This window comes from Quisquiliibacterium transsilvanicum (genome assembly GCF_014202215.1).
Classification (GTDB): domain Bacteria; phylum Pseudomonadota; class Gammaproteobacteria; order Burkholderiales; family Burkholderiaceae_E; genus Quisquiliibacterium; species Quisquiliibacterium transsilvanicum.
This window is the reverse complement of the sequence record NZ_JACHGB010000006.1, coordinates 209,583-235,780: the sequence shown is the minus strand read 5'-3', so window position 1 is coordinate 235,780 and position 26,198 is coordinate 209,583. Positions and strand designations below refer to the sequence as shown.

Genomic DNA, 26,198 nt, shown 5'->3' with positions numbered 1-26,198 from the left:
GTGCATCCTCGTGATGCCCCAACCAGCATCGGAGACCCCATGACCGCACCGCGCCCCGCCGAAGAGATCCTCGAACCCGACCTGCCGATCGTCGATCCGCACCACCACCTGTGGGACCGCGGGCCGGCCCTGCCGCCGCCGCCCGCGGATCCTTACTCGGAGCACGGCTTCACGCGCGTGCTGCGCCTGGGGCCGCGCTACCTGCTCGACGAGCTGCTGGCCGACACCGGCAGCGGCCACAATGTGGTGGCGACGGTGTTCGTGGAGTGCCGCTCGATGTGGCGCGAGGACGGCCCGCCCGAGCTGCGGCCGGTGGGCGAGACCGAGTTCGTCAACGGCGTGGCCGCGATGAGCGCGAGCGGCCTCTATGGCCCGATGCGCGCCTGTGCCGGCATCGTCGGGCAGACGGATCTCCGCCAGTCGCCGGAGACCGTCGATGCGGTTCTGAAGGCGCACATCGCCGCCGGCGGCGGCCGCTTCCGCGGCATCCGGCAGGGCGGCGCCTGGAACGCGGATCCGGCGGTGCTGGGTCCGTTGCACGGCCGAGTGCCCGAAGGCATGTTCGGCACACCCGAATTCCGCGCCGGTTTCGCGCGCATGGCGCCCAATGGCCTGTCCTTCGAGGCCTGGGTGCTAGAGCCGCAGCTGCCCGACGTCATTGCGCTGGCGCGCGCCTTTCCGGAAACCAGCATCGTGCTGGACCACGTGGGCACGCCGCTGGGCGTGGCGGGCTACGCGGGCCGGCGCGAGGAGCGCTTCGACGCCTGGCGGCAGAACATCCGCGCGCTGGCCGGGTGCCCGAACGTCAGCGTGAAGCTCGGCGGGCTGGCGATGGTCTTCTGCAACTTCCCATCCTTCCTGTCGGACCCGCCGGCCTCCTCCGAGCAGCTGGCCCGCGAATGGCGCCCGTACATCGACGAGTGCATCGACGCCTTCGGCGTGCAGCGCTGCATGTTCGAGAGCAACTTCCCGGTGGACCTGGGGTCTTGCAGCTACGCCACGCTCTGGAATGCGTTCAAGCGCATCGCCGCAGGCTGCAGCGCGGACGAGAAGCGCGCCCTGTTCAGCGGGACCGCGGACCGGGTGTATCGGCTGGGGCTGGGCCTGGGCTGACCACGGCATCGCTCTCGCCCGGGCCGGGGGAGGGCGGCGCCTCCGGCATCTCGGGCGAGCGCGCGATCAGGCGCTCGAGCAGCTCGGTGCGGTGGCGGTGCGGGGTGGTGATCGCGTAGAAGCGCTCCTGCAGCTGCGGCGCGTGGCCCACGATCACCAGGCTGCCGGCGCGCAGCTCGTCCTGCACCACCACGCCCGGCAGAACGGTGAGCCAGCCGCTGTCGCGCGCGATCAGGCGCAGCATGGCCATGTCGTCGACCTCGGCCCGCACCCGGGGGCTGACGCCGGCCGAGGCGCACAGCGCGTCGAACTGCGTCCGCAGCGCATGGCGGGGGCCGGGGAGCGCCACCTCGACGCCGTCGAGCCCTTCGGGAATCCGCAGCCCGTGCGCCTGCCAGCGCTGCGCCGGCCCGACCACCGAGATCGACTGGCTGCCCAGGAAGCGGCAGTGCAGCGGGCGCGACGGATCGGTCGGCACTGTTTCGTTGGCCAGCACCACGTCGAGCTGGTGCTGGACCAGGCGCTCGATCAGCCCTTCCAGCAGCCCGGACTCCAGCGTCAGCACCACGGACGGGTCGGCGAGCAGCGGCAGCAGCCAGTTTTCCTGGTAGTTGCGCGACAGCGTGGACACGCTGCCCACCCGCAGGCGCGTGATGCCCTGCGACTGCCCCTGAAGCCGCCCCAGCATCTCCTGCCCCAGCCCGAAGATGTTCTCCGCGTAGGCGAGCACCAGCTGGCCGGTGTCGGTGAGCTGCAGGCGCCGCCCCTGCCGGGTGAACAGGTCTTCGCCCAGGCGCTGCTCCAACTGACGGATCTGGGCCGACAGCGCGGACTGCGACACGTGCAGCTCGCTGGCCGCCTGGGTGAGGTGACCCAGGCGGGCCACCCGCCAGAAGTAGAACAGGTGATGGAAGTTGAGCTGTTCCAGGCTTGTCATTCTGTTTTGGCGATCAAAATGTTCAGATCAATGTAATTTACAGAACATTGGGCGGCAAGGATGATCCGGGCATCTCGAATCCGATCGGACCCGACATGGATCTCCTCGACAGTCTTCTCCCTGCCAGCGCGCTGGCGCCGATGGTCCTCATGCTGCTGGCGGCGCTGCTGCCCGCATTCCCCCGCCTGGCCACTGCCGCGCTCTGGCGCGCGTTCGCCGGGCTCTCCGCTTCGGCCCTCGCCGCCACCGTGTTCGCGGCCATCGCCGGCGCGGGCGCCGTGGGCCTTCAGCCGTGGCTGGCCGGCACGACGCTCGGCCTGGTGCTGGCGGTGCTGGTGCAGCTGCTGGGCACGGTGATCGGCGGGTTCTCCGCGCGCTACCTGCAGGGCGAGGCCGGGCAGCGGCGTTACCTGGCTGCACTGGCCGGTGTGCTGGCGGCGGTGCACCTGCTGCTGCTGGCCGGGCACTGGGTGGTGCTGATCGCGGCCTGGGCGCTGGTGGGGCTGGTGCTGCAGCGCCTGCTGTGCTTCTACCCGGACCGGCCCTTCGCCCGGCTGGCGGTCCACAAGAAGCGCCTGGCAGACCGGCTGGCCGATGCGCTGCTGCTCGCCGCCGCTGCGTTGGCCTGGAGCACCGTGGGCAGCGGCTCCTTCGCCGACCTGTGGGCGCACCTCGAGCGCAGCGGTCCGTCGCTGGCGCTGCAGCTGAGCGCGGTCCTGCTGGTGCTGGCGGCGGTGCTGCGCACCGCGCTGCTGCCGGTCCATGGCTGGCTGATCCAGGTGATGGAGGCGCCCACGCCGGTGTCCGCGCTGCTGCACGCGGGCGTGGTGAACCTGGGCGGTTTCGTTCTGATCCGCTTCGCGCCGCTGCTGGAGCAGGCGATGCCGGCGCGCACGCTGCTGGTCGCCTTCGGCCTGGTCACGGCGGTGCTCGCCGGCCTGGTGATGCTGACCCGCATCAGCATCAAGGTCCGGCTGGCCTGGTCCACGGTCGCGCAGATGGGCTTCATGCTGCTGGAGGTCGGACTGGGCCTCTACACGCTGGCCGCGCTGCACCTGATCGGCCATTCCCTCTATAAGGCGCACACCTTCCTGTCGGCCTCCGGCGTGGTGCGGCAGACTCGTCTGGAGGCGCTGCTGGGCAGCGCCGCGGTGCGGCCCGGCAGCCTCTGGCTCGCGCCCGCGCTGGCGGTGTCGCTGGTGATGGCGCTGCAGGCGCTGGCGGGCGGCGCGGCCTGGCCGTGGTGGTGGAGCGCGGTGCTTGGCCTCGCCTGGGCGCCGCTGCTCTGGCTGCCGGGGCGCGCCTCTGGCCTGCCGGCGCGCGACCGCGACTTGCCGGCGCAGGACCTCGGCCTGCAGGCGGTCGGCCGGTCGCTGCTGGCCGGGCTGGCGATGGTCGCGGGGCTCACCGGGCTGGCGCTGCTCGCCCATACGCTGCCGCTGGGCCTGCGTGACGCCCCCGCGCATCCGCTCGGGCTGGCCGCCCTGCTGGGCATGGCCGCGTTGTACCTGACCCTGGTGGCCATCCAGCTTCGCCCGCAGGCGCTGGAAACCTGGCGGCGCTGGAGCTACGCGGGCTTCTACGTCGACGAGCTCTACACCCGGCTGGCCCTGCGGCTCTGGCCCACGCGCTGGAGCCCCGAGCCCGCCCACGCGATGAAGCTGCGGCCGTCCCTGCGGGCAGCTGCCGAACCCAGGCCCTGAGGAGTGAACGTGGAAACCACGATGGAGACGACGGCGGTCGAAGCCGCTTGCGCGCAGGCCTGCAGGGCGATTGCGCCGTCCTGGCCGCTGGACCGCGCGATCGCGGTGAACCCGCACTGGTCGCGGATCGAGATGCCGGTGCGGCGGGTTGCGGCGCGGATGGCCGTCCTGGGCGGCATCCAGGTATTTCCGCCGCGGGCGCGGCAGCGGCAGGCCTGGCAGGAGGGGCGCATCGGCGAGGAGGATCTCGCGGGGGCGCTGGAACAGGTGGCCGAGGCCAGGGTGGCCGGACTCACCCGCGCGCTCTGCCTGGACGCACTGGACAGCCCGCCGCCGCTGGCGCAGCTGCCCCTGCTGATCGACGTGCTGGACGACGCGCCGCAGCGCGAGGCCCGGCTCTCCTGGCGGCAGGCCATCACCCACCAGGTGAGCCAGGCCTGCGCGGCCTACTTTGACGAGCACCAGGCCGACTGGCGGCCCGGGCACGCACAGGGGCTCTATGCCTTCTGGCGCCAGACGCTGCAGCACGATCACGGCATCGGCGTGCTGATGGGCTTGCCCGCGCTGGGCCGTGCGCTCGATGCGCTGCCGGCCACGCGCCAGGAGGCCGAGCACTGGGTGCTGCAGCGGCTGGGGCTGCCGTCCGAGGTCTGGGCGGACTACCTGGAAGCGGTGCTGCTGACCGTCAACGGCTGGGCGTCCTGGTGCGCCTACCTGGGCTGGCAGGCCGGCCTGCAGCGACGTCAGGACGAGCACCTGCGTGAGCTGCTGGCGGTCCGGCTGGCCTGGGGGGCGATCCTGCTGGAGAGCCGGGACGACGCGGCCGCGCATCGCGCCTTCGGCGCGGTGCAGCGGGCATGGAGCCAGGCGCCGACGCTGCTGGCGCAGGCCGAGGAGGCCCTGCTGGTGGACGAGGTCTGGCAGACGGCGCTGGAGATCGGGTACCAGCGGGGGCTGGCGGGCAAGCTGGCGGGGGCGGTGGCGCACGCAGCGCCCGACCTCGAAGTGCAGGCCGCCTTCTGCATCGACGTGCGCAGCGAGCCGATGCGCCGCGCGCTGGAGTCCGCCTGGCCGGCGGTGCAGACCATCGGCTTCGCGGGCTTCTTCGGCGTGCCGCTGGCCTACACGCCGCTGGGCACGTCCGCCACCCGGCCGCAGCTGCCCGGCCTGCTGGCGCCGGCGCTGGAGATCACCGACCAGGTCCTGCACGCCGGGCCGACGCAAGACGGCCGCGAGGCGGGACTGCAGTCAGCCGTGGCCCAGGCCAGGCAGGCGCGGCTGGGCGTCTCGTCCCAGTGGTCCGCCGCCACCCGCTGGCCGGGCGCCGCCTTCTCCTTCGTCGAGGCCGCCGGCCTGGGCTACCTGGGCAAGCTCGGGCGCTGGCTGGCTCCGGCCAGCGACGATCGCCCGCGCGACGACCAGCACGGCCTGCCCGCGCGCTACCGCGCGGTCTGCCGGCCCCTGATCGACGGCCTGTCGGTCGACGACAAGGTGTCGCTGGCCGCCCGCGTGCTGCATGCGATGGGCCTGGAGCGCCGGTTCGCGCCGCTGGTGGTGCTGGTGGGGCATGGCAGCCAGTCGCGCAACAACGCCCATGCCGCGGCGCTGGACTGCGGCGCCTGCTGCGGCCAGACCGGCGAGGTCAACGCCCGCAGCCTGGCGCTGCTGCTCAACGAATCGCCGGTGCGCGCCGGGCTGCACGCCAAGGGGATCCTCGTCCCCGAGGACACCCGCTTCGTGGCCGCGCTGCACAACACCACCACCGACGAGATCGAAGGCTTCGACCTGGACCTGCTGCCCGCGGCCGCACGGGCGCGGTGGACGCGCCTGGAGAAGGCCTTCGACCAGGCAGGTGACCAGGTGCGCCGCGAGCGGGCGCCCACGCTTGGACTCGATCCGCGCGCCGACGCGCCCCGCCTGCGGGACACCCTGCGCCGCCGCGCCAGCGACGGCGCCCAGACCCGTCCCGAATGGGGGCTGGCCGGCAACGCCGCCTTCCTGATCGCCCCGCGCGCGCGCAGCCGCGGCCTGGACCTCGAGGGCCGCTGCTTCCTGCACGACTACGACGCCGGCCAGGATCCGGATGGCAGCGTGCTCGAGCTGCTGATGACCGCGCCGATGCTGGTCACGCACTGGATCAACTGGCAGTACCACGCATCCACCTGCGACCCCGCCCGCCTGGGCAGCGGCAACAAGCTGCTGCACAACGTGGTCGGCGGCACGCTCGGCGTCTTCGAGGGCAACGGCGGCGACCTGCGGATCGGCCTGTCGCAGCAGTCGCTGCACGACGGCGAGCGCTGGGTGCACGAGCCGCTGCGGCTGACCGTGGTCATCGAGGCGCCCAGGCAGGCGATCGAGCGGGTGGTGCACGGGCACGAGGCGGTCCGCCGCCTGGTCGAGAACGGGTGGCTGCACCTTTGGTGCCTGGAGGGGGAGGAGATGCAGCGGTATGCGGGTGGTGTCTGGCGAGAGGCATTCGATACCCGGGCGAGCCAGGTCGGTTCGCCTTCGCCTGGATCGACCCCAACAGGGTTGTCAACTATTGCCAATGCGCTGACAATGCCCGCATGAGCTCGACACCCACGATGAACGTCGCCCTCACGGAGGCCATGCGTGCCTATGTGGCCGAACGCGTCGCCTCCGGCGAGTACGGCAACACCAGCGAATACGTGCGCGATCTGATCCGCAAGGACCAGCGTGAGCAGCGGGTTCGGAGACTGCGTGCGCTGGTGGAGGAAGGCCTGGCCAGCGGACCCGCCGTGGCCGATTCCAAGGTCGACCGGGACGAGCTGCTGTCGATTGCGCGCGGCGACACCGCGTGAAGCCGGTCCGGCTTCGCCCCCGCGCTCGGCAGGACCGTCGCGACGAAGTCCGTTACTACCGGGATGAGGCCGGGCCCCGGGTTGCAGCCGGACTGGTCAAGGCGCTGCAACGAGCGCTGGATACGCTGGAGGAGAACCCGCGAATCGGATCGCCCGCGCTGGGGCGTGAACTCGGCATCGATGGCATGCGGACCTGGCCGGTCGATGCTTTCCCCTTGACGTTCTGGTATTTCGAGCGCGAGGCGTACGTCGATGTCGTTCGTCTGGTGGGGCAGCGTCAGGATGCCTTGCGCATCGATCCGGACATCGCCTGACGCCGCTTCGCGTTCTCCAGCCGTCGTTTCGCTCAGCCCCGAACGCAATCGCCGTCTTGATCCGCCCAGGCGGCGCCTGCCCAGCGATCAGCGCCGAGAGATCGGCCTCGGCGCCGTCCGCCGGCACCGCCTGCGCCCAGGGCGTGGCGATCGAGGCTGCGAGATCGACGGCCTCGACGAACTCCGCTTCCGTGCAGCCGAAGCAGCCGGCCATGCGCTCGCCGAACAATCGAAGAACAAGGTCTTCGACTGATGCTCGAGCTGCGTCCCAACTTCCAGCAGCGCGGCGGTTGCACTCATGCGGCGAGCATCCGGCTCGACACTGAACTCGTCAAGAAGCCGAAGGACTTCGTCGAGGCCACAACGCACGATTCATCGCACTGCTGAACCGGCGCTGGCCGCAGTGGCAGACGTCGAATGCGTGGCGCGCCTGGCGGCCGCGTCTGTAAGCCGTCACCGCCTCCCAAAGATCGCAACGTTCTGGCGGGCCGAGAGCACTGGTTGCCCGTCCGGGCTCCAGATCACGGTGGTCTGCGCAGAATAGCCGTGCTGAATCGTCTCCGCGATCCCTTGAAGGAGCCACCAGCCGGTCTCGCTGCGGGGCGCTGGCTCGAACATGTCGATCGCCCAGGTCATCGTGCTGATCGGAGCACTTTCGCCCAAGGATGCGAACGCAACCGGGGGCAATGCGTCCGCCAGCGCCACCAGCCGGACCAGGTCGTCACTGGCGGACGCATCACGATGACGCAGCCATACGAGCATCTCGGGCAACGCGTGGGAGCTCATCGGCGCCCCGCCGCCGGCCAGCCGTCCCTCGAAGTGGTCCATGAAATTCGGGCGCTCGGGCCACGTGTAGAAGGAGGGACAATCGGCCAGCGGCGGCGTGGCCGGCATCGAATACTTCTCGTAGGCGCCGTTCGACGCGCGCTCCGCGCCGAAACACAGGGTGGACCGGACCGCAAGCCCGCTGTCGCCCTCCAGGTCCGCGCTGGCGAAAACGGCCGACTTGCCCTGACGCAGGACCCGCGGCGTGAGCCGAAGCGCGCCGGTCGCCGGACCGATGAAGGCGAATTGCGCAGACCGCAATGGCGGCAGATCCGGGATGGCGCGCCGGGTCGCCTCGAGACAGACTGCTGCTGACAGCCCACCATACGCCGTTCGGCCCTGCAGCCAGTCGTCGGGCAGGGTGATCGAGTATCCGTCGTCTACGGCCTGCATGCCGGCCATCATCAGAGAGAACCCGGTCAATGTGGGCGTGCCCGGGCTGTTCGCATCGGTAGTGCTCATGCGGGTCTCCGCGAAGGTTGACTCGTTCCTTGTGGATGGTCAGAGCTGTCCGGCCGCAGCGACTCGAGGGTGGCAGCCCGGCTGACTGCAAGTATCTCGTCGGCCAACGGGGAATCGTCCGGGCAAGCCCGCGACATGACGAGGGCGCCCAAGGCGTGCGCCAATGCGTCGAGGATCCTGGCACGCGTCTGCGCAGCATCCGCAGCGCTGGACACGCCGCTTTGCTGGCTGAGCGTCTTGACCAGGCTCTCGATGCCTTGCTCAAAGGCGGCGCGAACCCTCTCCGGTTGCCGCGCAGCGTCCCCGGAGAGCGCAGCCATCGTGCAGCCGGTTGCCCGACCGTCCCGATGCTCGCGTGAGAGGTAGCGCCTGACGAACTCGGAGGCGTCCACGCCTTCGATCAGCGCCGCGGTCTGCGCAATACCGCAAACCGTCGATTCCGCCATCAGGTCGGCCTTGGAGCCGAACTGCCTGTAGAAGCCGCCGTGGGTGAAGCCCGCGGCCGCCATCAGATCGGCGACGCCCACCCCATCGAAGCCGTGCTCGCGAAAAATCTGGGAGGCGGTCGCGACGACGTGTGCTCGATTGGCCCGCGCCTGTCCCTTGGTGACTTTCATCTGTGATCGAGGTGGGGTTGATCGTCCTGTTCCAGCGGAGAATATACATTGATGTCGAGCATCATCAAAGTGTTGACTTCAAGGATGACGATCATCATCATTGAAGTTCCGGAGCACTTCAAGGCAGTCACTGATGACCGAGAACGCCTCTCCCAGGGCGCCCGGCGCGCAGGCATCCGTCGAGCCCGTCGCACCTTGTGCTGTCCTCATCACAGGCGCGTCATCCGACATTGGAGCGGTGTACGTCGATCGCTTCGCCCGGCGCGGTCATGACCTGGTGCTGGTGGCTCCGGACAAGCAGCGGCTCGACGCCAGCGCTTCCGGACTGCGAGAGGCCTACGGGGTCGCGGTCGACGTACTGCAGGCCGACCTCACTAGACCGGACGACCTGGCGATCGCGGAGGCTCGCCTGCGTGACGACGCGCGCATCGACACGCTGGTCAACAACGCCGGAATGGCGTTGTCGGTAGGACTCGTCCAGCAGAGCGCGCGGGCGTGGGCGTCACTACGCTGCCGGAGGTCACGGGCGTCGACGAGCTCATGGACATGAAAGCACTGACCTTCAAACGCTACGGCAAGTCGCCCGAGATCGGTCTCGCCGACGTTCCACGCCCCACGCTGAAGCCCGACGAACTGCTGGTTCAGGTCCACGCTGCGGGCGTGAATCCGATCGACAACATGATCCCGACCGGCATCTTCAAGGCCGTCGTGAAGCTCCAGCTTCCCGCTACACTGGGCAGCGATCTGGCCGGCGTCGTGACCGAGGTCGGCAGCCGGGTGACCCGCTTCAAGCCGGGCGATGCGGTGTTCGCCAGCATCTTCGACCTGGGCAGGGGCTCGATCGCCGAGTTCGCGGCGGTGCCCGAGAGTGCTGCCGCATTGAAGCCTGCCAACCTGGACTTCGTGCAGGCAGCGTCGATCCCGTTGGTTGGGCTCACTTCGTGGCAGGCGCTGAAGGAGCGCGCCAATCTCGACGCCGATCAGAAAGCATTCATTCCCGCAGGTTCCGGCGGCATCGGCACGTTCGCGATCCAGCTGGCGAAGCACCTTGGCGCCAAGGTGGGAACGACCACCAGCACGGGCAATGTCGAGCTGGTGCGCAGCCTCGGCGCTGACGAGGTGGTCGACTACAGGAAGCAGGCGTTCGAAGAAGTGCTGAGCGGCTACGACGTGGTGCTGGGAACCGTCAGGGGAGACGCGATCGAGAAGTCCGTCGGCATCCTCAAGCCGCGGGGCAGGATCGTCTCGCTGGTCGGGCCACTGGACGTCGCGTTCGCTCGCAGTCGCCGGCTCAACCGCGTGCTCACGTTCGTGTTCGCGCTGATGAGCCGCAAGATCATGCGCCTGGCCAAGAAGCGGGACGTCGACTACTCGTTCCTCTTTGCCCGTCCCGATGGCGATCAGCTCGCCCAGATCGGCAAGCTCCTCGAGACGCAGCGCATCCGGCTGGTGATCGACAAGGTGTTTCCCTTCGAGCAGGCCAGGGAGGCGCTGGAATACCTCGCTCAGGGGCGCTCCAGGGGCAAGGTCGTCGTGAAGATGTGCTGACGCAACCTCATTGGTTGCGCTTCGCTTTCGCGCGGCGCGATCGCCTGAAACCCGTCCCCCTGCCGATCAGAAGTACTCGACCCGTCCCTCGTCCAGGTCGTAATGGGCGGCCCGCTACCCCTTCGGGCACAGCACCTCGAGACGCACCTCGTACTGCCCCACTTCCTTGCGCGGTGAGCCCTCGTAGCGCTTCATCACGGCATCGATCGCAAGTCCCGCGTCGGAGAAGGACACGTCCTTGGCGCCGGTGAACCTGTACTTCTGGCCGCCGACGAGCACTTCGAACACGGCCCGTTTGCTGTCGGAGGAAACGGAAACCGCGACCCCATCGCCATTGCGATCGCTCACGCCGCCATGCATCGAAGGGTCGGACTGGACCTTGAGCCAGTGGTTGTTCCCGATCTTCTCCCGCTCGCACACCACCGCCACGTCCAGCGATCGACCGTCGACGACCCCCTTCACCCGGCCGTTGGCGGTGTCAGCCCAGCTGTAAAGGGATGTGATCAGCAGACCGCATCCGAGGATGCTGCGCATGACTGTCATGAAGGCTTCTCCATTCTCGACATTTCGTAGGCCAGCCACGTAGTGTTTTCCGGGAGCGGTCGGCCGCGCAACCCGGTGATAGCATCGACGGCACCTTTCCCACCGACGCCGCCATGACCCGACAAGCCCTGCTCGAAGGCATCCGCATCGCCGACCTGACCTCGGTGTTCTTCGGACCGTACTGCACCGCCACGCTGGCCGATCTCGGCGCGGACGTGGTCAAGCTCGAGCCGGCCGAGGGCGACACGTCGCGGCTGGTGGGAAACCCGCCGGTCACGCCGGGGATGGGGCCGGTGTACCTGCGACTGAACCGTGGCAAGCGCTCGGTCGACTGGGACCTGAAGACCGATGCGGGCCGCGAGGCGATGCGCCGGCTGCTCGCGGTCAGCGATGTGTTCATCCACAACATCCGCAGCGACGCGATCGAGCGGGCGGGCCTTTCGTACGAAGAGGTGCGCGCGATCCGTCCGGACATCGTCTACGTCCACTGCACCGGGTTCGACGAGACCGGGCCCTTCGCCGGACTGCAGGCCTACGACGACATCATCCAGGCCTCCACCGGCATGGCGCAGTTGCTGCCAATGGTCGACGGCAACGAACGGCCGCGCTTCCTGCCGGCGGCGATCGCCGACAAGGTCTCGGGCCTGCATGCCGTCTACGCGGTGCTCGCGGCCATCATCCACCGGATGCGCACCGGCGAGGGCCAGCGCGTCGAAGTGCCGATGTTCGAATCGATGGCCAGCTTCAACACGGTGGAGCATCTGTGCGACAACAGCTGGCGTCCGCCCACGGCCAGCCCCGGCTACTACCAGCGGCAGCTCGACCCGACGCGCCAGCCGATGCGCACGAAGGACGGCTGGATCGCGTTCGCGCCCTACCTCGACGAACGCTGGGTGCGCTTCTTCAAGGCGGCCGGCCATGGCCACGTGCTCGATGAGCCGCGCTTCAAGGACAAGCCGACGCGCCGCGCGAACATGTCGCAGATGTTCGAAGTGATGGCGGCGATCGCGCCCGAGCGCACCACCGACGAGTGGCTGGCGCTGTGCAAGGAGGCGCACGTGCCCGCGATGCGGGTCAACCGCATCGACGAACTGGTGGACAACCCGCAGCTGCGCGCCAGCGGCCTGGTGCGCGAGCGCGAGCATCCGACCGAAGGCCGGTATGTGGAGGTGGGACAGCCGGTGCGGTTTTCCGCGGTGCCCGCGCGCGAGGTGCGGCATGCGGCCCGGCAGGGCGAGCACTCCGAGGAGGTTGCGCGGGAGCTCGGCATGGAGGAGGTGCCGCGGGGGACGGCGGGTTGAGGGGCGGGTAGGCGCGCGGCGCCGGGCTCGACTGGCGCCCCAGGTCAACGCCGAGGCGCCGGCGGTCATCGCGCCGGGCCGGTGGCTGCGGCACAGTGTCCGCATTGATCCACTCCTGTGCGGGTTGGACCCATGACCACCCGGAACCAGATCCAGATCGGTGCCTCGCTTGTCGCCGGCGTGCAGGCGGCCGCGTCGGCCACCCCGCCGGCCGCCACGCGCTTCCTGGCGGTGAGCCAGGGCCGCATCGCCTACGACGACACTGGTGGCTCCGGGCCGTTGGTCGTCGCCATCCCGGGCATGGGCGACCTGCGCTCGGAGTACCGCGCGCTTCGCCCGCTGCTGCAGCAGGCGGGCTACCGGGTGGTCACGATCGACGTGCGCGGTCACGGCGAGACCTCGGCGCGATGGAGCGGCTACTCGGCGCACGCCGTCGGTCGCGACGCGCTGGCCCTGATCGAACACCTCGATGCCGGTCCGGCGGTGATCCTGGGAAACTCGTTCGCCGCCGGCTCGGTGCTGTGGGCTGCGCACGACGCGCCGGCGCGGGTGCGCGGCGTCGTGCTCCTTGGCCCGATCGTGCGCGACGGTCCGCCGTCGCGGTTCGCCAGGATCGCCGTTGCCGTGGGCTTTGGCGGCCCCTGGCGCCTGGCCTTCTGGATGGCCTACTGGAACAGCCTCTTCCCGTCGCACAAGCCGGCCGACCATGCGCAGGCCAGGGCGGCGCTGGTGGTGATGGGCACGCGCGACCCGGACTTTCCCGATGCTGCGGCCGAGGCGCGCTGGCTGGGCCAGGCGCTCGGCAGCCCGCCGCTGATCGTCGAGGGCGCCGGCCACTACCCGCACCTGGAGATGCCCGAGCGCGTGGCGCCGGCGCTGCTGGAGTTCCTCGCGGGCCTCGGCGCCCCCTGATTCCCGGGTGCTGCGCGATGCGTGCGTTTCTCGGGGTGTCAATGCCGCGCGCGGCGCGCGGCGGCCGGCGTGGTGCCGGTCCAGCGCTTGAAGGCGCGGTGGAAGGGGCTGGGCTCGGCGAAGCCCAGCAGGTAGGCCACCTCGCCGAGGGCCAGACGCTCGTCGGCGATGTAGCGCATCGCCAGTTCGCGCCGCACCTCGTCGACAAGATCGGCGAAGCGCGTGCCTTCGTCGTCGAGCCGGCGCTGCAGGCTGCGTTCGCTCAGGTGCAGGCGCCCGGCGATCGCGCTCAGGGTCACCGGTCCGTTGGCCAACCCCTCGGCGATCCGGCGTCGCACCTGCGCGGTGACGCTCTCCTGGACCGGCGCATGGGCGGCGAGCAGCTGCTCGGCGTGGGCCGTGACGATGCGCGACAGGGCCGGGTCCGCTGCGGGCACCGGTCGGTCCAGCACCCGGGCAGCCAGCACCAGGCAGGACACCGGTGCGTCGAAGCGGGGCGTCACGCCGAAGACCGAGCGGTAGGCTTCGGCATCGCCCGCCGCCGCGTGCGCAAACTCCACCGCCCAGCCCGACACCGGCTGGCCTCCGATCTGCGAAGCGACCACCAACAGCGAGGCCAGCGTGAACTCGGCGGCCTGCCGGCAGGGCCGCGCCCCGACGCCGTCGAAGCGGTGCTCGATGCGCACGGCGTCGCCGTCGGGCACGACCTCGAAGCTCGCCAGGTCGTGCACCAGCCGGTTGTAGCGGGCCAGCCGCTGCAGCGCGGTGCGCAGGTCGGGCGCGGTGCCCACCGCGTAGTCGAGCACGTCGAAGGCTCCCGGGCGGATCGCCGCCGCGCGCCGCCGCCACCTGGACGATCAGCGCACCGATGCGGGCAGAGACCTGCGGGATCCGGAGGCGAACGGGCATCGCGGGCGGGTGTGTCGAACCGGGAACGTTCGCGTCATCATCGCATGGCGCCAACTGTCCGGAAGGAGTCCGAACCCATGATCACCGACGATCGACCCGTGGCGGTCACGGCCGCCGAGGTGCCGCCCCGGAGCACGCCTTCGAACTACCCCGAGCCCTTCGCGTCGCGCATGGCCGGGCGCACCAAGCGCGCGCTGGGCGCGGTGTTCGGCCTCGCCAACTTCGGCGTCAACCTGACCGAGCTGCCGCCTGGCGCTGTTTCGGCGCTGCGCCACGCCCACACGCGGCAGGACGAGTTCGTCTACGTCCTGCAGGGCCATCCCGTGCTGCGCACCGATGCCGGCGACACGCCGCTGGTGCCCGGCATGTGCGCGGGCTTTCGGGCCGGCAGCGGCGACGCGCACCAGCTGGTCAATCCCACCGACCAGCCCGTGGTCTACCTGGAGATCGGCGACCGCAGCGAGGGTGACGCCGTGAGCTACCCCGACGACGACCTGCGGGCCACGCTGGATGAAGGCCGCTGGGTCTTCGTCCACAAGGACGGGCGTCCCTACTGAAGCCTCCCCGTTCGAACCACCACCCACCACCTCGACCACGATGAATCTGAGCCAGGTGACTCTTCCGCAGGAATCCGCCGTGGAAGCTGAAGGACTGATGTCATGAAGATCTTTCGCAGCCGGGAGTTCCGTGCCGACCGGGCGTGGGGTGCGCTCGACATCGCCTGCATGAACGGCATCACCACGCGCCTGCATTGGACCGACCAGCCCTACCACTGGCACGTCAACGACGGCGAGGAGGTCTTCGCGGTGCTCGACGGACGGGTCGAGATGCACTACCGCGAAGGCGGCGAGAGGCGACGGGTGATGCTCGAAGCAGGCGACGTATTCTTCGCCGGCATCGGATGCGAGCACGTGGCGCACCCGCAGGGTGAGGCCCGCATCCTGGTGATCGAGCGGGAGGGCTCGGTGTGACGGCGCCCGCAGGCCGCGAAGGCACAGGGCCGCCGCGCCTACTCCACCGTCACGCTCTTCGCCAGATTCCTAGGCTTGTCCACATCCGTCCCCCTCGCCAGCGCCGCGTGATAAGCCAGCAGCTGCAGCGGAATCACATGAAGGATCGGCGACAGCAGCCCCGCGTGATCATCCAGGTTGATGATGTTGATCCCGTCAGCCGGTTCGATCTCCACGTCGCGGTCGGCAAACACGAAGAGCTCGCCGCCGCGCACGCGGACTTCCTGCAGGTTGCTCTTGAGCTTCTCGATCAGCGCGTCGTTGGGGGCCACCACCACCACCGGCATCTGCGAGTCCACCAGCGCCAGCGGGCCGTGCTTGAGCTCGCCGGCGGCGTAGGCCTCGGCGTGGATGTAGGTGATCTCCTTGAGCTTGAGCGCGCCTTCCATCGCGATGGGGAAGTGCACGCCGCGGCCCAGGAACAGCGCGTGCTCCTTGGGGGCGAAGCGGTTGGCCCAGTGCCGCACCGCCATCTCGCACTCCAGCACGCGCTGGATTGCGGCGGGCAGGTGGCGCAGCTGGGCCAGCAGCTCGGACTCGCGCTCGGTGCTCAGCAGCCCGCGCTGCTTGGCCAGCACCAGCGTGAGCACGAAGAGCACGGCCAGCTGGGTGGTGAAGGCCTTGGTTGAGGCCACGCCGATCTCGGGGCCGGCGCGGGTCAGGAAGCGCAGCTTGCTCTGGCGGATGAGCGCGCTCTCGGGCACGTTGCAGATGGTGAGCGTGTCGGTGAGCCCTTCGCGCTGGGCGTGCTGCAGGGCGGCCAGGGTGTCGGCGGTTTCGCCGGACTGCGAGATGGTGATCACCAGAGTGCCGGGCAGCGACACCGAGTCGCGGTAGCGGTACTCGCTGGCGATCTCCACCGCCACCGGCATCTTGGCCACGCTCTCCAGCCAGTACTTGGCCACCAGGCCGGAGTGGTAGCTGGTGCCGCAGGCGAGGATCAGGATGCGTTCGGTGCGTGCGAACACCTCTTCGGCCTCGGCGCCGAACAGGCCGGCCGACAGCGCTGAGGCGCCGGTGACCATCTCGAGCGTGTTGGCGATGGCGCCGGGCTGCTCGAAGATCTCCTTCTGCATGTAGTGGTCGTACTGACCCAGCTCGATGGAGTCCGCGGACAGCCTGCTCTCGACGATGGGGCGCTGCGCCGGCTCGCCCGCGGCATCGACGATGTCGTAGCCGTCCAGGCGGATCTCGACGACGTCGCCTTCCTCCAGGTAGGTCACGTACTTGGTCACCTGCAGCAGCGCGGAGGTGTCGGAGGCGAGGAAGTTCTCGCCGCGGCCGGTGCCGGCGTTGCCCACGCCCAGCAGCAGCGGCGAGCCCTTGCGCGAGCCCACCACGGTGTTGGGCTCGCGGCTGCTCACCACCGCGATGGCGTAGGCGCCGTGCAGCTCCCGCACCGCCTGCTGCACTGCCTGGAACAGGGGCAGGCCTTCGGTGACGTAGGCGTGCACCAGGTGGGCGATGACCTCGGTGTCGGTCTGCGACAGGAACTTGTAGCCCTGGGCGCAGAGCCGGGCGCGCAGCGCCTCGTGGTTCTCGATGATGCCGTTGTGAACGACCGAGATCTCGACGTCCGGGCTGATGGAGGCGTGCGGATGGGCGTTGCCCTCGGTGACGCCGCCGTGCGTGGCCCAGCGGGTGTGCGCGATGCCGGTGGGCGCGTCGGCGCCCACGGCGCGGGCGCGCGCCTCGAGGTCGGCCACACGGCCCACCGAGCGGACCCGCTCGATGGCGCCGTTGACCAGGGCGAGGCCGGCGGAGTCGTAGCCGCGGTATTCGAGCTTGCGCAGTCCTTCGATGAGGATGGGCACCACGTTGCGCTGTGCCACCGCGCCGACGATTCCACACATTTCCGGTTCTCCAGTCGGGAGCCTTCGCTCCCGCGCTTCACTTCGGGTTCTTGACGGGGCGGCGCCAGCGCTCGACGGTGGCCTGGCGCGCGCGCGAGAGGGTGAGCTTGCCTTCGGGGGCGTCGCCCACCAGGGTGGTGCCGGCACCGATCGTGGCGCCGCGGCCCACGCGCACCGGGGCCACCAGCTGGGTGTCGCTGCCGATGAAGGCGTCGTCCTCGATGACGGTCTGGTGCTTGTTGACGCCGTCGTAGTTGCAGGTGATGGTGCCGGCGCCGATGTTCACTCGCTCGCCCACCACTGCGTCGCCCACGTAGGCGAGATGGTTGGCCTTGGAGGCCGCCGCCATCCTGGTGTTCTTCATCTCCACGAAGTTGCCCACATGGGTGTGCGCGCCCAGCTCGGTGCCGGGGCGCAGCCGCGCGTAGGGGCCGATGCGGGCCTCCGTGCCCACCGTGGCGCCGTCGATGTGGGTGAAAGGCAGGATCTCGGCGCCCGCCGCGATGCTGGCGTTGCGGATGACGCAGTTGGCGCCGATGCGCACGCGGTCGCCCAGCTTCACTTCGCCCCCGAACACGCAGTTGACGTCGATGGACACGTCGCGCCCGCAGGCCAGCGTGCCGCGCACGTCCAGGCGCGCGGGGTCGGCGAGCATCACGCCCTCTTCCATCAGGCGCTCGGCGTTGTTGCGCTGGTGGATGCGCTCGAGCTCGGCCAGCTGCGCCTTGCTGTTGACGCCCAGCGTCTCCCACACGTGCGCGGGCTGCACGCCGACCACCGGCATGCCCTCGGCCACCGCCTGCGCGACGATGTCGGTGAGGTAGTACTCCTTCTGCGCGTTGTCGTTGGACAGCGCGGCCAGCCAGCGCTTGAGCGCGGCCGTGGGCGCCACCAGGATGCCGGTGTTCACCTCGCGGATGGCGCGCTCGGCGTCGCCGGCATCCTTGTGCTCGACGATGCGGCGGATCTCGCCCTGCTCGCGGACGATGCGTCCGTAGCCGGTCGGGTCGGGCAGGTCGACGGTGAGGATGGCCAGGCGGTCGCCGCCGGCGGCCTGGGTCAGCCTTGCGAGGGTGTCCTCGGAGGTCAGCGGGACGTCGCCGTAGAGCACCAGGGTGGGCGCGGTGTCCAGCAGGTCGGGGGCGGCCTGCATCACGGCATGGCCGGTGCCCAGTTGCGGCTCCTGTAGCGCCCAGCGCAGGTCGTCGGCGGCGAGCGCCTGCGGCACCGCCTCGCCGCCGTGGCCGTAGACGACGACGATCCGCGCCGGCGACAGTTTGCGGGCACAATCCAGCACATGGCCGAGCAGCGGCTTGCCGGCGAGCGGGTGCAGCACCTTGGGAAGATCCGAACGCATGCGCTTCCCCATCCCGGCCGCGAGCACGACTATGTTCATTTGTGCTTTGTTATCAATGACTTGGGCCTGATGCCCGAGAATCTGTCGAAAATCTTAACATGCAGGTCTTGCGCTTCTGGGCTCCGCTCGTCGCCACTGCGCTCGTCGCCACCGGCTGTTCCATGGCCCGGCTGGGCTATGACGCCCTGCCCACCTGGGTGCACTGGCAGGTGGAGCGCTACCTTGACCTGGACGAGGCGCAGCGCGACATCGTCGGGCGCAACGTCGACCAGCTCCATCACTGGCATCGCCGATCGCAGCTGCCCGAGTATGGAGCGTTCCTGCGCAAGGTGGATGACAGATTGCGCACTCCGGTCGAATCCTCGGAGCTGGGGCTGTGGCGCGACCGCGTCGGCGCCGCCTGGGAGGAATTGGCCGAGCGGCTGGCGCCGGGGGTGGCCGAGCTGGGGCTGACGCTGCGCGAGGAGCAGCTCAAGCGGCTGCGCGAGCGCTTCGCCGATGCCAACGAGAAGCTGCGCGAGCAGTGGCTGCCCAAGGAAGGGCAGACCCGCGAGGAGGCGCGCGCCGAGCGGCTGCTGAAGCGGGCCGAGTTCTTCCTGGGGCGGCTGAGCGCGGCGCAGAAGCGGGAGATCGGCGCGCTGGCCGCGGCGCTGCCGCCCACCGAGGAGGCCTGGCTGGCCGAGCGCGAGGCGCGCCAGCGCGGCCTGCTGCGGCTGCTGGAGCAGCTGCGCCGCGAGCAGCCGACCAGGGCGCAGGCCCGTGCGATGAGCCGCGAATACCTGCTGGGCATGTGGAAGAGCCACGAGATCCGGCGCGGCCAGCGCATCGAGCGCAGCGTCGGCGCGGGCGACGAGTTCGCGGTGCGGGTGCTGGCGATGGCCACGCCGAAGCAGCGGGCCCATCTGTCGAAGCTGCTGACGGGCTTCGCGGAGGATTTCGACGCGCTGTCGGCGCGGGCGGGGGCGCAGGCGCACGCGGGGGCGGCTGGCGAGACCGTGCGCGCGGCCGCGAGGTAGCGCGCGCCCGTAGCGCCGCCGATCAGGCGGTATCCCGTGCCGTGACCAGCTGCGGCAGCAGCGACCCCGCCACCATCCCCACGATCGCTGCGACCAGCCCCGCCAGCTGCGGCGGCACCAGCGCCGACGCGTGGTTCAGCTCCCCGGCGCCCCATACCACCAGCCCCATGAAGACCGACAGCAGCGCCCCTTGCGCGGTGGCGCGCTTCCAGAACAGGCCGGCGGCCAGCGGTACCAGCGCGCCCACCAGCGTCACCTCGAAGGCGTTCTGCACCATCTCGGACAGCGTGCTGCGCGAGTTGAGCGCGAACAGCAGTGCCGCCGAGGTGAACAGCACCAGCACCGCGCGCAGCAGCGCGAGGAAGCGGCGGTCGGACATCTCAGGCATGAAGGGGCGCAGCACGTTCTCGGTGAACAGCGCGGTGGGCGCGAGCAGCGCGCCCGAGGCGCTGGACAGGATGGCCGACAGCAGCGCGCCGAAGAACATCACCTGCGCCCAGAGGGGTGTCCTGGCGAGGATGAGATCGGGCAGGATGCGCTGCACTTCGCGCGAATCTCCGGAGCCGAACAGGTCGAGCAGCTTGGGGTCGATGACCACCGCGGCGTAGGCGATGAACATGGGAACGAACGCGAAGGCGAGGTAGGCGGCGCCGCCCAGCAGCGAGCCGCGCACCGCGGTCTTCTCGTCCGTGGCGCTGGTCACGCGCTGGAACATGTCCTGGCGCGGCAGGGAGCCCAGCGCCATCGTCATCCACGCAGCGACGAAGGGCAGCCATTCCACCAGGCCGCCTTCGGGCCAGAGGTCGAGCCTGCCGGCGGCATGCGCATGGGCGATCACATTGGCCGGGCCGCCGGCCATGTCGCCCACCAGCCAGGCGACCAGCAGCAGGCCCACCACGATGACCAGGGTCTGCAGAACGTTGGTGAGCGCCACCGCCCACATCCCGCCGAGCAGGGTGTAGCCCGTCACCACCAGGGCGCCGGCCAGGATGCACCAGTCCAGGGGCCAGGCGCCGCCCGATGACACGTGGAGGACCAGGCCCAGCGCGGTCAGCTGCGCCGCGATCCAGCCCACGTAGGAGACGGTGATGGTCAGGCTGGTCACCACCTCCACCAGCTTGCCGTAGCGGCGCCGGTAGAAGTCGCCGATGGTCAGCAGGTCCATCCGGTAGAAGGCCCTGGCGAAGAAGATCGCGAAGAAGAACAGCGCGAAGGATGCGCCGAAGGGGTCGCCGGGGACGCCGCGCAGCCCTTCGCCGGTGAAGGTGGCCGACACCGACAGCACGGTCTGCGCGCCGAACCAGGCGGCGAACACCGTGGCGAAGTTGATGCCGAGCGGCAGGCTGCGGCCGGCGACCAGGAAGTCGCGCGAGCCGCGCACCCGTTTGGCGGCGTAGACGCCGATGCCGACGGTCAGCGCGAGGTACAGGAGGATGGAGCCGATCAGCATCCCGGGGGCGTCTTCCTATCGTCCGTGCGCATGGCCGGGCGCCGGTGCGGCGCTGCTGCCGTGCAGGTGGGCGTGGCCATGGACGGCTTCATCGACCACGTTCGGGTGGCCGCGGCCGCCAGCGATGGTGGGCGCCAGCGTGCCGGCGACCATGCCGAAGATTGCTGCACCCAGGCCCACCAGCTGCGGCGGGATCAGGCCTTCGGGAGCCAGCTGCTCCATCGTGATCCAGGTGGCCAGGCCGAACACGATCGACAGCAGCGCACCCTGCGGGGTGGCGCGCCGCCAGAACATGCCGAAGGCCAGCGGCGTGAACGCGGCCACCAGCGTGACCTTGTAGGCGTTCTGCACCATCTCGTACATCGACGATTGGCTGTTCAGCGCGAACAGCATCGTTGAGCCGGTGAACAGCACCAGCATGATCCGCGCGGTCATCAGCAGGTTGCGGTCGGACATGCGCCCGCCGAGCGCCGGCTTGAGGATGTTCTCGCTGAAGATGGCGGTGGGCGCCAGCAGCGCGCCGGAGGCGGTCGACAGGATGGCCGACAGCAGCGCGCCGAAGAACAGCGCCTGCGCGAACAGCGGCGTGTTGTTCAGGATGAGCGTGGGCAGGATGAGCTGGAAATCGTTGCCGTCGCTCGCGAGCATCTTCGAGACCATGTCCTTCTCGATCAGGAAGGCCGACATCGCGATGAACATCGGCACGAAGGCGATCACCAGGTAGGCGATGCCGCCGAACAGCGTGCCGCGCATCGCGGTCTTCTCGTCCTTGGCGCTGGTGACCCGCTGGAAGACGTCCTGCTGGGCGATCGAGCCGAGCGCCATCGTGAGGAAGGCCGCGAACAGCGCGATGACGTCTCTCGTCTCGAAGGAAGGCAGCACCACGAACTTGCCTTCGCCTGCGGCCGCCGACACCACGCGCTCGAAGCCGCCCGCCTGGCCGCCGAGCAGCACCGCAATGTAGAGCAGTCCCAGCACGATGATCACCGTCTGGAAGAGGTCGGTGAACGCCACCGCCCACATCCCGCCGATCAGCAGGTAGACCAGCACCACTGCGGCGCCGATCATGATGCCGGTCTCGAGCGGGATGGCGCCGCGCGAGAGCACGTTGAAGCAGATGCCCAGCGCCATCAGGTTGGCCGAAGCCCAGCCGAGATAGGACAGGGTGATCGCCACCGCGGTGCCGAGCTCCACGGTGCGGTTGTAGCGCTTCTTGTAGAAGTCGCCGATGGTCAGCAGGTTCAGCCGGTAGAAGCGCTTGGCGAACACGATGGCCACGATGATCAGGCAGGCGGCGGCGCCGAAGGGGTCGGCAGCGACACCGCCCAGGCCGTCCCGCAGGAAGGTGGAGGACACCGCGAGCACGGTCTCGGCGCCGAACCAGGTGGCGAAGACCGTGGCCATGTTCATGTACAGCGGAAGGCTGCGGCCCGCGACGAAGTAGTCGGTGGCGTTGTGGACGCGGCGGGCGGCGTACCAGCCGATGCCGATGGTGACGAGCAGGTACAGGGCGACGAATCCGACGAGCATGGTCGAAGGCTCCGGGGAGTCAGCGGTTGAGGTTGAGGTTGAGGGGACTCAGGCCGGCGGGCGCAGCAGCAGCGCCACCAGCAGCGCCGCCAGCACGGCCACTCCGGCGCCCAGCAGCCGCCGGGTGCGGCGCTGCTCGCGCAGCAGCGGCTCGAGCCAGACGGGCTGCACGCCGTCGCGGGTGCTGCGGCGCGCATGGTGGGAGATGATGGTGTGCGCCAGCCGCGGCAGCTCGGGCAGCATCTGCGACCACTGCACGGCCTCCTGCTCGAGGCGCTTGCGCAGGCCGGCGGGGCCCACCTGCACCTGCATCCAGCGCTCCAGGAAGGGCTTGGCGGTGACCCACAGGTCGAGCTCCGGGTCGAGCTGGCGGCCCAGCCCTTCGATGTTCAGCAGGGTCTTCTGCAGCAGCACCAGCTGCGGCTGGATCTCGACGTTGAAGCGGCGCGACGCCTGGAACAGCCGCAGCAGCACCAGGCCCAGCGAGATCTCCTTGAGCGGGCGGTCGAAGACCGGCTCGCAGCAGGCGCGCACGGCGCCCTCGAGCTCCTCCACCCGGGTATCGCGGGGCACCCAGCCGGATTCCACGTGCAGCTCGGCCACGCGGTGGTAGTCGCGCCGGAAGAAGGCGAGGAAGTTCTGGGCCAGGTAGTTCTTGTCGGTGTCGGAGAGCGTGCCGACGATGCCGAAGTCGAGCGCGATGTAGCGGTTGAAGTCCGGGCCCACGTCGCCGACCAGGATGTTGCCCGGGTGCATGTCGGCATGGAAGAAGCCGTGCTCGAAGACCTGGGTGAAGAAAATCTCCACGCCATCGCGCGAGAGCTTCTTCAGGTCGATGCCGGCGGCGCGCATCCGCTCGATCTGGCCGATGGGGATGCCGTGCATGCGCTCCATGGTCAGCACGCCGGTGGTGCAGAAGTCCCAGTGCATCTCCGGCACGCGCAGCAGCGTGGAGCGCCCGAAGTTGCGGCGCAGCTGGTTGGCGTTGGCGGCCTCGCGGATCAGGTCGAGCTCGTCGTGCAGGTACTTGTCGAACTCGTCGATGACGTCGAGCGGCCGCAGCCGGCGCGCGTCGGCTGACACCCGCACCAGCAGTCCGCCGGCCACCCGCAGCAGCGCCAGGTCGCGGTCGATCACCCCGGCCATGCCGGGACGCAGCACCTTCACTGCCACCGGAGTGCCGTCCTTCAGGGTGGCGAAGTGCACCTGGGCGATCGACGCGGACGCCACCGGCTCCGGCTCGAAGCTGCCGTAGATCTCGGCGACGCTGCGGCCCAGTTCGCGCTCCACCGCGGCGATCGCCTGCGCGCTCGGGAACGGCGGCACCTGGTCCTGCAGCCGGGCGAGCTCGTCGGCGATGTCGGGCGGCATCAGGTCGCGCCGGGTGGACAGCACCTGGCCGAACTTCACGAAGATGGGGCCCAGGCTCTCGAGCGCGAGCCGAAGCCGCTCGCCGCGCGGCGCATCCAGGCGCCTGCCGAAGCGCAGCATCCGCGAGACGGTCAGCAGCGCCCCCGAGCCGAAGGTGGCCGCGGCGCCCGACGCGGCGATCTCGTCGAGGCCGTAGCGCCAGGCCACGAACAGGATGCGGGTGAGTCGGAACAGGCGCACGGGGCGGGAGCGGGGGGTGGGTTGGACCGGCAGCGATTGTAACGGCGGGGCTTCAGCCGTTCCTGGCCACCAGCCGCGCGGGCGGCGCTGCCGCGGCGGCCGGACCCTCGAAGGCGGGGTCCACGTCGAAGGCGATGTCGCCGTCGGCGCGCGGCTCGCCGGTGGCCCGCAGCCCGGCGAAGTCGAACAGCTCGCGGTCCATCAGGTGCGAGGGCACCACGCGCGTGAGCGACGCGACGATGTTCTCCACGCGGCCCGGGAAGCGCTTCTCCCACTCGCGCATCAGCTGCTTGATCTCGCGCCGCTTGAGGTTCTCCTGAGAGCCGCACAGGTTGCAGGGGATGATCGGGAACTCGCGCCAGCGGGCGTAGTCCTCCAGGTCGCATTCCTGCACGTAGGCCAGCGGCCGGATCACCATGTGGCGCCCGTCGTCGGACACCAGCTTGGCCGGCATGCCCTTGAGCTTGCCGCCGAAGAACATGTTCAGGAAGAAGGTCTCGAGGATGTCGTCGCGGTGATGGCCCAGCGCGATCTTGGTCGCGCCCAGCTCGTCGGCCACCCGGTACAGGATGCCGCGGCGCAGCCTCGAGCACAGCGAGCACATCGTGCGGCCCTCGGGAATCACCCGCGTCACGATCGAGTAGGTGTCCTGGTTCTCGATGTGGAAGGGGACGTCGATCGAGCGCAGGTAGTCGGGCAGCACGTGCTCGGGGAAGCCGGGCTGCTTCTGGTCGAGGTTGACTGCGATCAGCTCGAAGGAGATGGGCGCGCGCTGGCGCAGGGTGCCCAGCAGGTCGAGCAGCGCGTAGCTGTCCTTGCCGCCGGACAGGCACACCATCACCTTGTCGCCGTCCTCGATCATGCCGAAGTCGCCGATCGCCTGGCCGGTCAGGCGCAGCAGCCGCTTGTGCAGCTTGTTGCGCTCGTAGGCGAGCTTCTGCCCGGCGCGCGTGGCGGCGTCGGCTGCGGCGCCGGCGCCTTCCGGGGCGTCGGCTGCGGCCTCGTCGGTGCCCGCGTCGAGACGGATGTCTGCGTTCATCGTCGGTCTCTCCTTGCCTTGCGCCTGCCGCTCAGGGCCGGAAGCGGAACACCTCGACGCCCACCGTGTGGCAGTCGGGGTAGATGTCGGGCTTCTCGGTGCTGGCGCGGACCGCGCGCACCGAGGGCTGGGCCATGCACAGGTCGACGATGCCGTCGAGCAGCGTCTCCTGCAGGTTGAAGTGGCGCGAGCCGGCCCATTCGCTGATGTCGCGCCGGATCAGGTCGTAGTCGAGCGTCTCGGAGACGTGGTCACTGTGCGACAGCGAGGCGTGCAGCGGCACGAACAGGTCGACGTTGATCAGCACCCGCTGCCGGGCCTCGAGTTCGAAGTCGTGGAAGCCGATGGACGCCTCGAGCGCGAGCCCGTGGAGGAAGATGCGCCGGCAGTCGGTGAGCCGGGGGTCGAGGAGGGCGTTCACGGCCTGGGGATCTCGGTGCTTGGGCTGAGCGGGCGCCGCCCGCAAAGGTCGTGCCGGAGCACGGTCGGTCTCATTGGTCTTCGAGGTACATCACGTCGCGGGCGAGCGGCATCAGGTGCTGCCCGCCGTCGACCAGCAGGTTGACTCCGGTGATCGCCGGCGCCTGGGCCAGGAAGATCACGGCGTCGACGATGTCGCGCGGGGTCGACGAGGCGCCCAGCGGGGTCCGCCGGTGCGCGCGCTCGAAGCCCGCCTCGGTCTGGTCGCCCGAGACCAGGGTGATGCCGGGCGAGACGCCCACCACGCGCACCCTGGGCGCGAAGGCCATCGCCATCATCCGGGTGGCGGCGGCCAGCGCGGCCTTGCTCAGCGTGTAGGAGAAGAAGTCGGGGTTCAGATTGTCCAGCTTCTGGTCGAGCAGGTTGACCACGACGCCGCATTCGCCCGGCGCCAGCCGGTCGTGCAGCCGGCGCGCCAGCAGCAGCGGGGCTGCGAGGTTGGGGCGCATGTGCTCGTCCAGCGCCGCGTAGCCGAAGGCCTCGGGGCGGTCGAAATCGAAGCGCGAGGCGTTGTTCACCAGGCAGCCGATCGGGCCAAGCGCCTGGCGGGCTGCGTCGAACATCGCCGCGGTGGCGGCTTCGTCGGCCAGGTCGGCCTGCACCGCCACTGCGCGCTGGCCGAGCGCGAGGATCTCGTCGACGGTGGCCAGCGCATCGCCGGCGGAGCGCCCGTAATGCACCGCGATGTCCCAGCCGGCGCGCGCCAGGCCGAGCGCAACCTCGCGGCCCAGCCGGCGGGCCGCGCCGGTGACCAGGGCGACGCGCGGCACCGCCTCGGCGGCGCGGCGCGGCGCGGCGTCGGGACGGGAGTCCGGGGATCGGTGGTCTTGGGTCATCGCCTGTGCG

The 26,198-nt window shown here is 70.1% G+C and carries 26 protein-coding genes and 1 pseudogene; 14 read left to right on the top strand and 13 right to left on the bottom strand.

Annotation, left to right across the window (positions count from 1 at the left end; genetic code table 11):
* Positions 1-39 precede the first annotated feature (39 nt).
* The gene (locus HNQ70_RS16205) at positions 40-1,113 is read left to right on the top strand and encodes an amidohydrolase family protein (protein WP_183969614.1); all 1,074 of its coding nucleotides are present in this window, start codon (positions 40-42) and stop codon (positions 1,111-1,113) included.
* Here HNQ70_RS16205 and HNQ70_RS16200 read toward each other — a convergent pair.
* On the bottom strand, positions 1,064-2,050 hold the full coding sequence (locus HNQ70_RS16200) for a LysR family transcriptional regulator (protein WP_183969612.1): 987 nt from the start codon (positions 2,048-2,050) through the stop codon (positions 1,064-1,066). The genes HNQ70_RS16205 and HNQ70_RS16200 overlap by 50 nt on opposite strands.
* Before the next feature lie 95 nt (positions 2,051-2,145).
* Between HNQ70_RS16200 and HNQ70_RS16195 the strand changes: the two genes are divergently transcribed.
* Genes HNQ70_RS16195 through HNQ70_RS20445 form a run of 6 tightly spaced genes read left to right on the top strand, consistent with a single transcriptional unit; the run spans position 2,146 to position 7,276 of the window.
* Entirely contained in the window at positions 2,146-3,753 is a 1,608-nt protein-coding gene (locus HNQ70_RS16195; protein ID WP_183969610.1) for an NADH-quinone oxidoreductase subunit L, read from the top strand.
* Positions 3,754-3,774: 21 nt separating this feature from the next.
* A complete protein-coding gene (locus HNQ70_RS16190) occupies positions 3,775-6,324 on the top strand; it encodes a YbcC family protein (RefSeq protein WP_183969954.1) in 2,550 nt (849 codons plus the stop codon).
* A complete protein-coding gene (locus HNQ70_RS16185) occupies positions 6,321-6,575 on the top strand; it encodes a type II toxin-antitoxin system ParD family antitoxin (protein ID WP_246435008.1) in 255 nt (84 codons plus the stop codon). Before HNQ70_RS16190 ends, HNQ70_RS16185 begins: the two co-directional genes overlap by 4 nt.
* Complete coding sequence (locus tag HNQ70_RS16180) at positions 6,572-6,889, top strand: type II toxin-antitoxin system RelE/ParE family toxin (protein ID WP_183969607.1); 318 nt, start codon at positions 6,572-6,574, stop codon at positions 6,887-6,889. The genes HNQ70_RS16185 and HNQ70_RS16180 overlap by 4 nt, the downstream gene beginning before the upstream one ends.
* The gene (locus tag HNQ70_RS16175) at positions 6,828-7,142 is read left to right on the top strand and encodes a hypothetical protein (protein ID WP_183970003.1); all 315 of its coding nucleotides are present in this window, start codon (positions 6,828-6,830) and stop codon (positions 7,140-7,142) included. The genes HNQ70_RS16180 and HNQ70_RS16175 overlap by 62 nt, the downstream gene beginning before the upstream one ends.
* Positions 7,142-7,276 (top strand): hypothetical protein, encoded by a 135-nt coding sequence (locus HNQ70_RS20445; protein ID WP_281381680.1) that lies wholly within the window; start codon positions 7,142-7,144, stop codon positions 7,274-7,276. Before HNQ70_RS16175 ends, HNQ70_RS20445 begins: the two co-directional genes overlap by 1 nt.
* 66 nt (positions 7,277-7,342) lie before the next feature.
* On the opposite strand, the gene HNQ70_RS16170 is transcribed toward HNQ70_RS20445, so the two are convergent.
* A complete protein-coding gene (locus HNQ70_RS16170; protein ID WP_221302846.1) occupies positions 7,343-8,176 on the bottom strand; it encodes a thioesterase family protein in 834 nt (277 codons plus the stop codon).
* Positions 8,173-8,793, bottom strand: a complete 621-nt coding sequence (locus HNQ70_RS16165) for a TetR/AcrR family transcriptional regulator (RefSeq protein ID WP_183969605.1) — start codon at positions 8,791-8,793, stop codon at positions 8,173-8,175. Before HNQ70_RS16165 ends, HNQ70_RS16170 begins: the two co-directional genes overlap by 4 nt.
* 208 nt (positions 8,794-9,001) lie before the next feature.
* Between HNQ70_RS16165 and HNQ70_RS16160 the strand changes: the two are divergent.
* Both HNQ70_RS16160 and HNQ70_RS16155 read left to right on the top strand, forming a co-directional pair.
* Positions 9,002-9,283, top strand: a pseudogene (locus HNQ70_RS16160) (SDR family NAD(P)-dependent oxidoreductase); the annotation flags it as partial.
* Positions 9,284-9,339: 56 nt separating this feature from the next.
* Positions 9,340-10,341 carry an NADP-dependent oxidoreductase gene (locus tag HNQ70_RS16155; protein WP_183969602.1) on the top strand — a complete coding sequence of 334 codons (1,002 nt, stop codon included), beginning with the start codon at positions 9,340-9,342 and terminating at the stop codon, positions 10,339-10,341.
* 114 nt (positions 10,342-10,455) lie between these two features.
* On the opposite strand, the gene HNQ70_RS16150 is transcribed toward HNQ70_RS16155, so the two are convergent.
* Entirely contained in the window at positions 10,456-10,884 is a 429-nt protein-coding gene (locus tag HNQ70_RS16150) for a hypothetical protein (RefSeq protein WP_183969600.1), read from the bottom strand.
* Between the two features lie 113 nt (positions 10,885-10,997).
* Here HNQ70_RS16150 and HNQ70_RS16145 point away from each other — a divergent pair, with 113 nt between their 5' ends.
* The gene (locus HNQ70_RS16145; protein ID WP_183969598.1) at positions 10,998-12,185 is read left to right on the top strand and encodes a CaiB/BaiF CoA transferase family protein; all 1,188 of its coding nucleotides are present in this window, start codon (positions 10,998-11,000) and stop codon (positions 12,183-12,185) included.
* Positions 12,186-12,317: 132 nt separating this feature from the next.
* The gene (locus HNQ70_RS16140) at positions 12,318-13,097 is read left to right on the top strand and encodes an alpha/beta fold hydrolase (protein WP_183969595.1); all 780 of its coding nucleotides are present in this window, start codon (positions 12,318-12,320) and stop codon (positions 13,095-13,097) included.
* A gap of 38 nt (positions 13,098-13,135) precedes the next feature.
* Here HNQ70_RS16140 and HNQ70_RS20545 read toward each other — a convergent pair whose 3' ends face one another.
* The gene (locus HNQ70_RS20545; protein ID WP_343060818.1) at positions 13,136-13,924 is read right to left on the bottom strand and encodes an AraC family transcriptional regulator; all 789 of its coding nucleotides are present in this window, start codon (positions 13,922-13,924) and stop codon (positions 13,136-13,138) included.
* Positions 13,925-14,083: 159 nt separating this feature from the next.
* Here HNQ70_RS20545 and HNQ70_RS16130 point away from each other — a divergent pair, with 159 nt between their 5' ends.
* The gene (locus tag HNQ70_RS16130; protein WP_183969591.1) at positions 14,084-14,563 is read left to right on the top strand and encodes a cupin domain-containing protein; all 480 of its coding nucleotides are present in this window, start codon (positions 14,084-14,086) and stop codon (positions 14,561-14,563) included.
* A 102-nt stretch (positions 14,564-14,665) separates the two neighbouring features.
* Entirely contained in the window at positions 14,666-14,977 is a 312-nt protein-coding gene (locus tag HNQ70_RS16125) for a cupin domain-containing protein (protein WP_183969589.1), read from the top strand.
* Positions 14,978-15,015: 38 nt separating this feature from the next.
* Here HNQ70_RS16125 and glmS read toward each other — a convergent pair whose 3' ends face one another.
* Entirely contained in the window at positions 15,016-16,869 is a 1,854-nt protein-coding gene (gene glmS / locus HNQ70_RS16120; protein ID WP_183969587.1) for a glutamine--fructose-6-phosphate transaminase (isomerizing), read from the bottom strand.
* 37 nt (positions 16,870-16,906) lie between these two features.
* Positions 16,907-18,265, bottom strand: a complete 1,359-nt coding sequence (glmU, locus tag HNQ70_RS16115; RefSeq protein ID WP_183969585.1) for a bifunctional UDP-N-acetylglucosamine diphosphorylase/glucosamine-1-phosphate N-acetyltransferase GlmU — start codon at positions 18,263-18,265, stop codon at positions 16,907-16,909.
* Between the two features lie 59 nt (positions 18,266-18,324).
* Here glmU and HNQ70_RS16110 point away from each other — a divergent pair, with 59 nt between their 5' ends.
* On the top strand, positions 18,325-19,242 hold the full coding sequence (locus tag HNQ70_RS16110; protein WP_183969583.1) for a DUF6279 family lipoprotein: 918 nt from the start codon (positions 18,325-18,327) through the stop codon (positions 19,240-19,242).
* A gap of 22 nt (positions 19,243-19,264) precedes the next feature.
* On the opposite strand, the gene HNQ70_RS16105 is transcribed toward HNQ70_RS16110, so the two are convergent.
* The 6 genes from HNQ70_RS16105 to HNQ70_RS16080 form a co-directional block, all read right to left on the bottom strand.
* Positions 19,265-20,692 carry a high affinity choline transporter 1 gene (locus HNQ70_RS16105; RefSeq protein WP_183969581.1) on the bottom strand — a complete coding sequence of 476 codons (1,428 nt, stop codon included), beginning with the start codon at positions 20,690-20,692 and terminating at the stop codon, positions 19,265-19,267.
* 15 nt (positions 20,693-20,707) lie between these two features.
* Positions 20,708-22,222, bottom strand: a complete 1,515-nt coding sequence (locus HNQ70_RS16100) for a high affinity choline transporter 1 (RefSeq protein ID WP_183969579.1) — start codon at positions 22,220-22,222, stop codon at positions 20,708-20,710.
* A 48-nt stretch (positions 22,223-22,270) separates the two neighbouring features.
* On the bottom strand, positions 22,271-23,833 hold the full coding sequence (gene ubiB / locus HNQ70_RS16095) for a ubiquinone biosynthesis regulatory protein kinase UbiB (protein WP_183969577.1): 1,563 nt from the start codon (positions 23,831-23,833) through the stop codon (positions 22,271-22,273).
* A 52-nt stretch (positions 23,834-23,885) separates the two neighbouring features.
* Positions 23,886-24,872: a tRNA 2-thiocytidine(32) synthetase TtcA gene (ttcA, locus tag HNQ70_RS16090; protein ID WP_183969575.1), complete on the bottom strand. Its 987-nt coding sequence runs from the start codon at positions 24,870-24,872 to the stop codon at positions 23,886-23,888.
* Positions 24,873-24,903: 31 nt separating this feature from the next.
* Positions 24,904-25,293 (bottom strand): dihydroneopterin aldolase, encoded by a 390-nt coding sequence (locus tag HNQ70_RS16085; RefSeq protein ID WP_183969573.1) that lies wholly within the window; start codon positions 25,291-25,293, stop codon positions 24,904-24,906.
* Positions 25,294-25,363: 70 nt separating this feature from the next.
* Positions 25,364-26,188: an SDR family oxidoreductase gene (locus tag HNQ70_RS16080; protein WP_183969571.1), complete on the bottom strand. Its 825-nt coding sequence runs from the start codon at positions 26,186-26,188 to the stop codon at positions 25,364-25,366.
* Positions 26,189-26,198 lie beyond the last annotated feature (10 nt).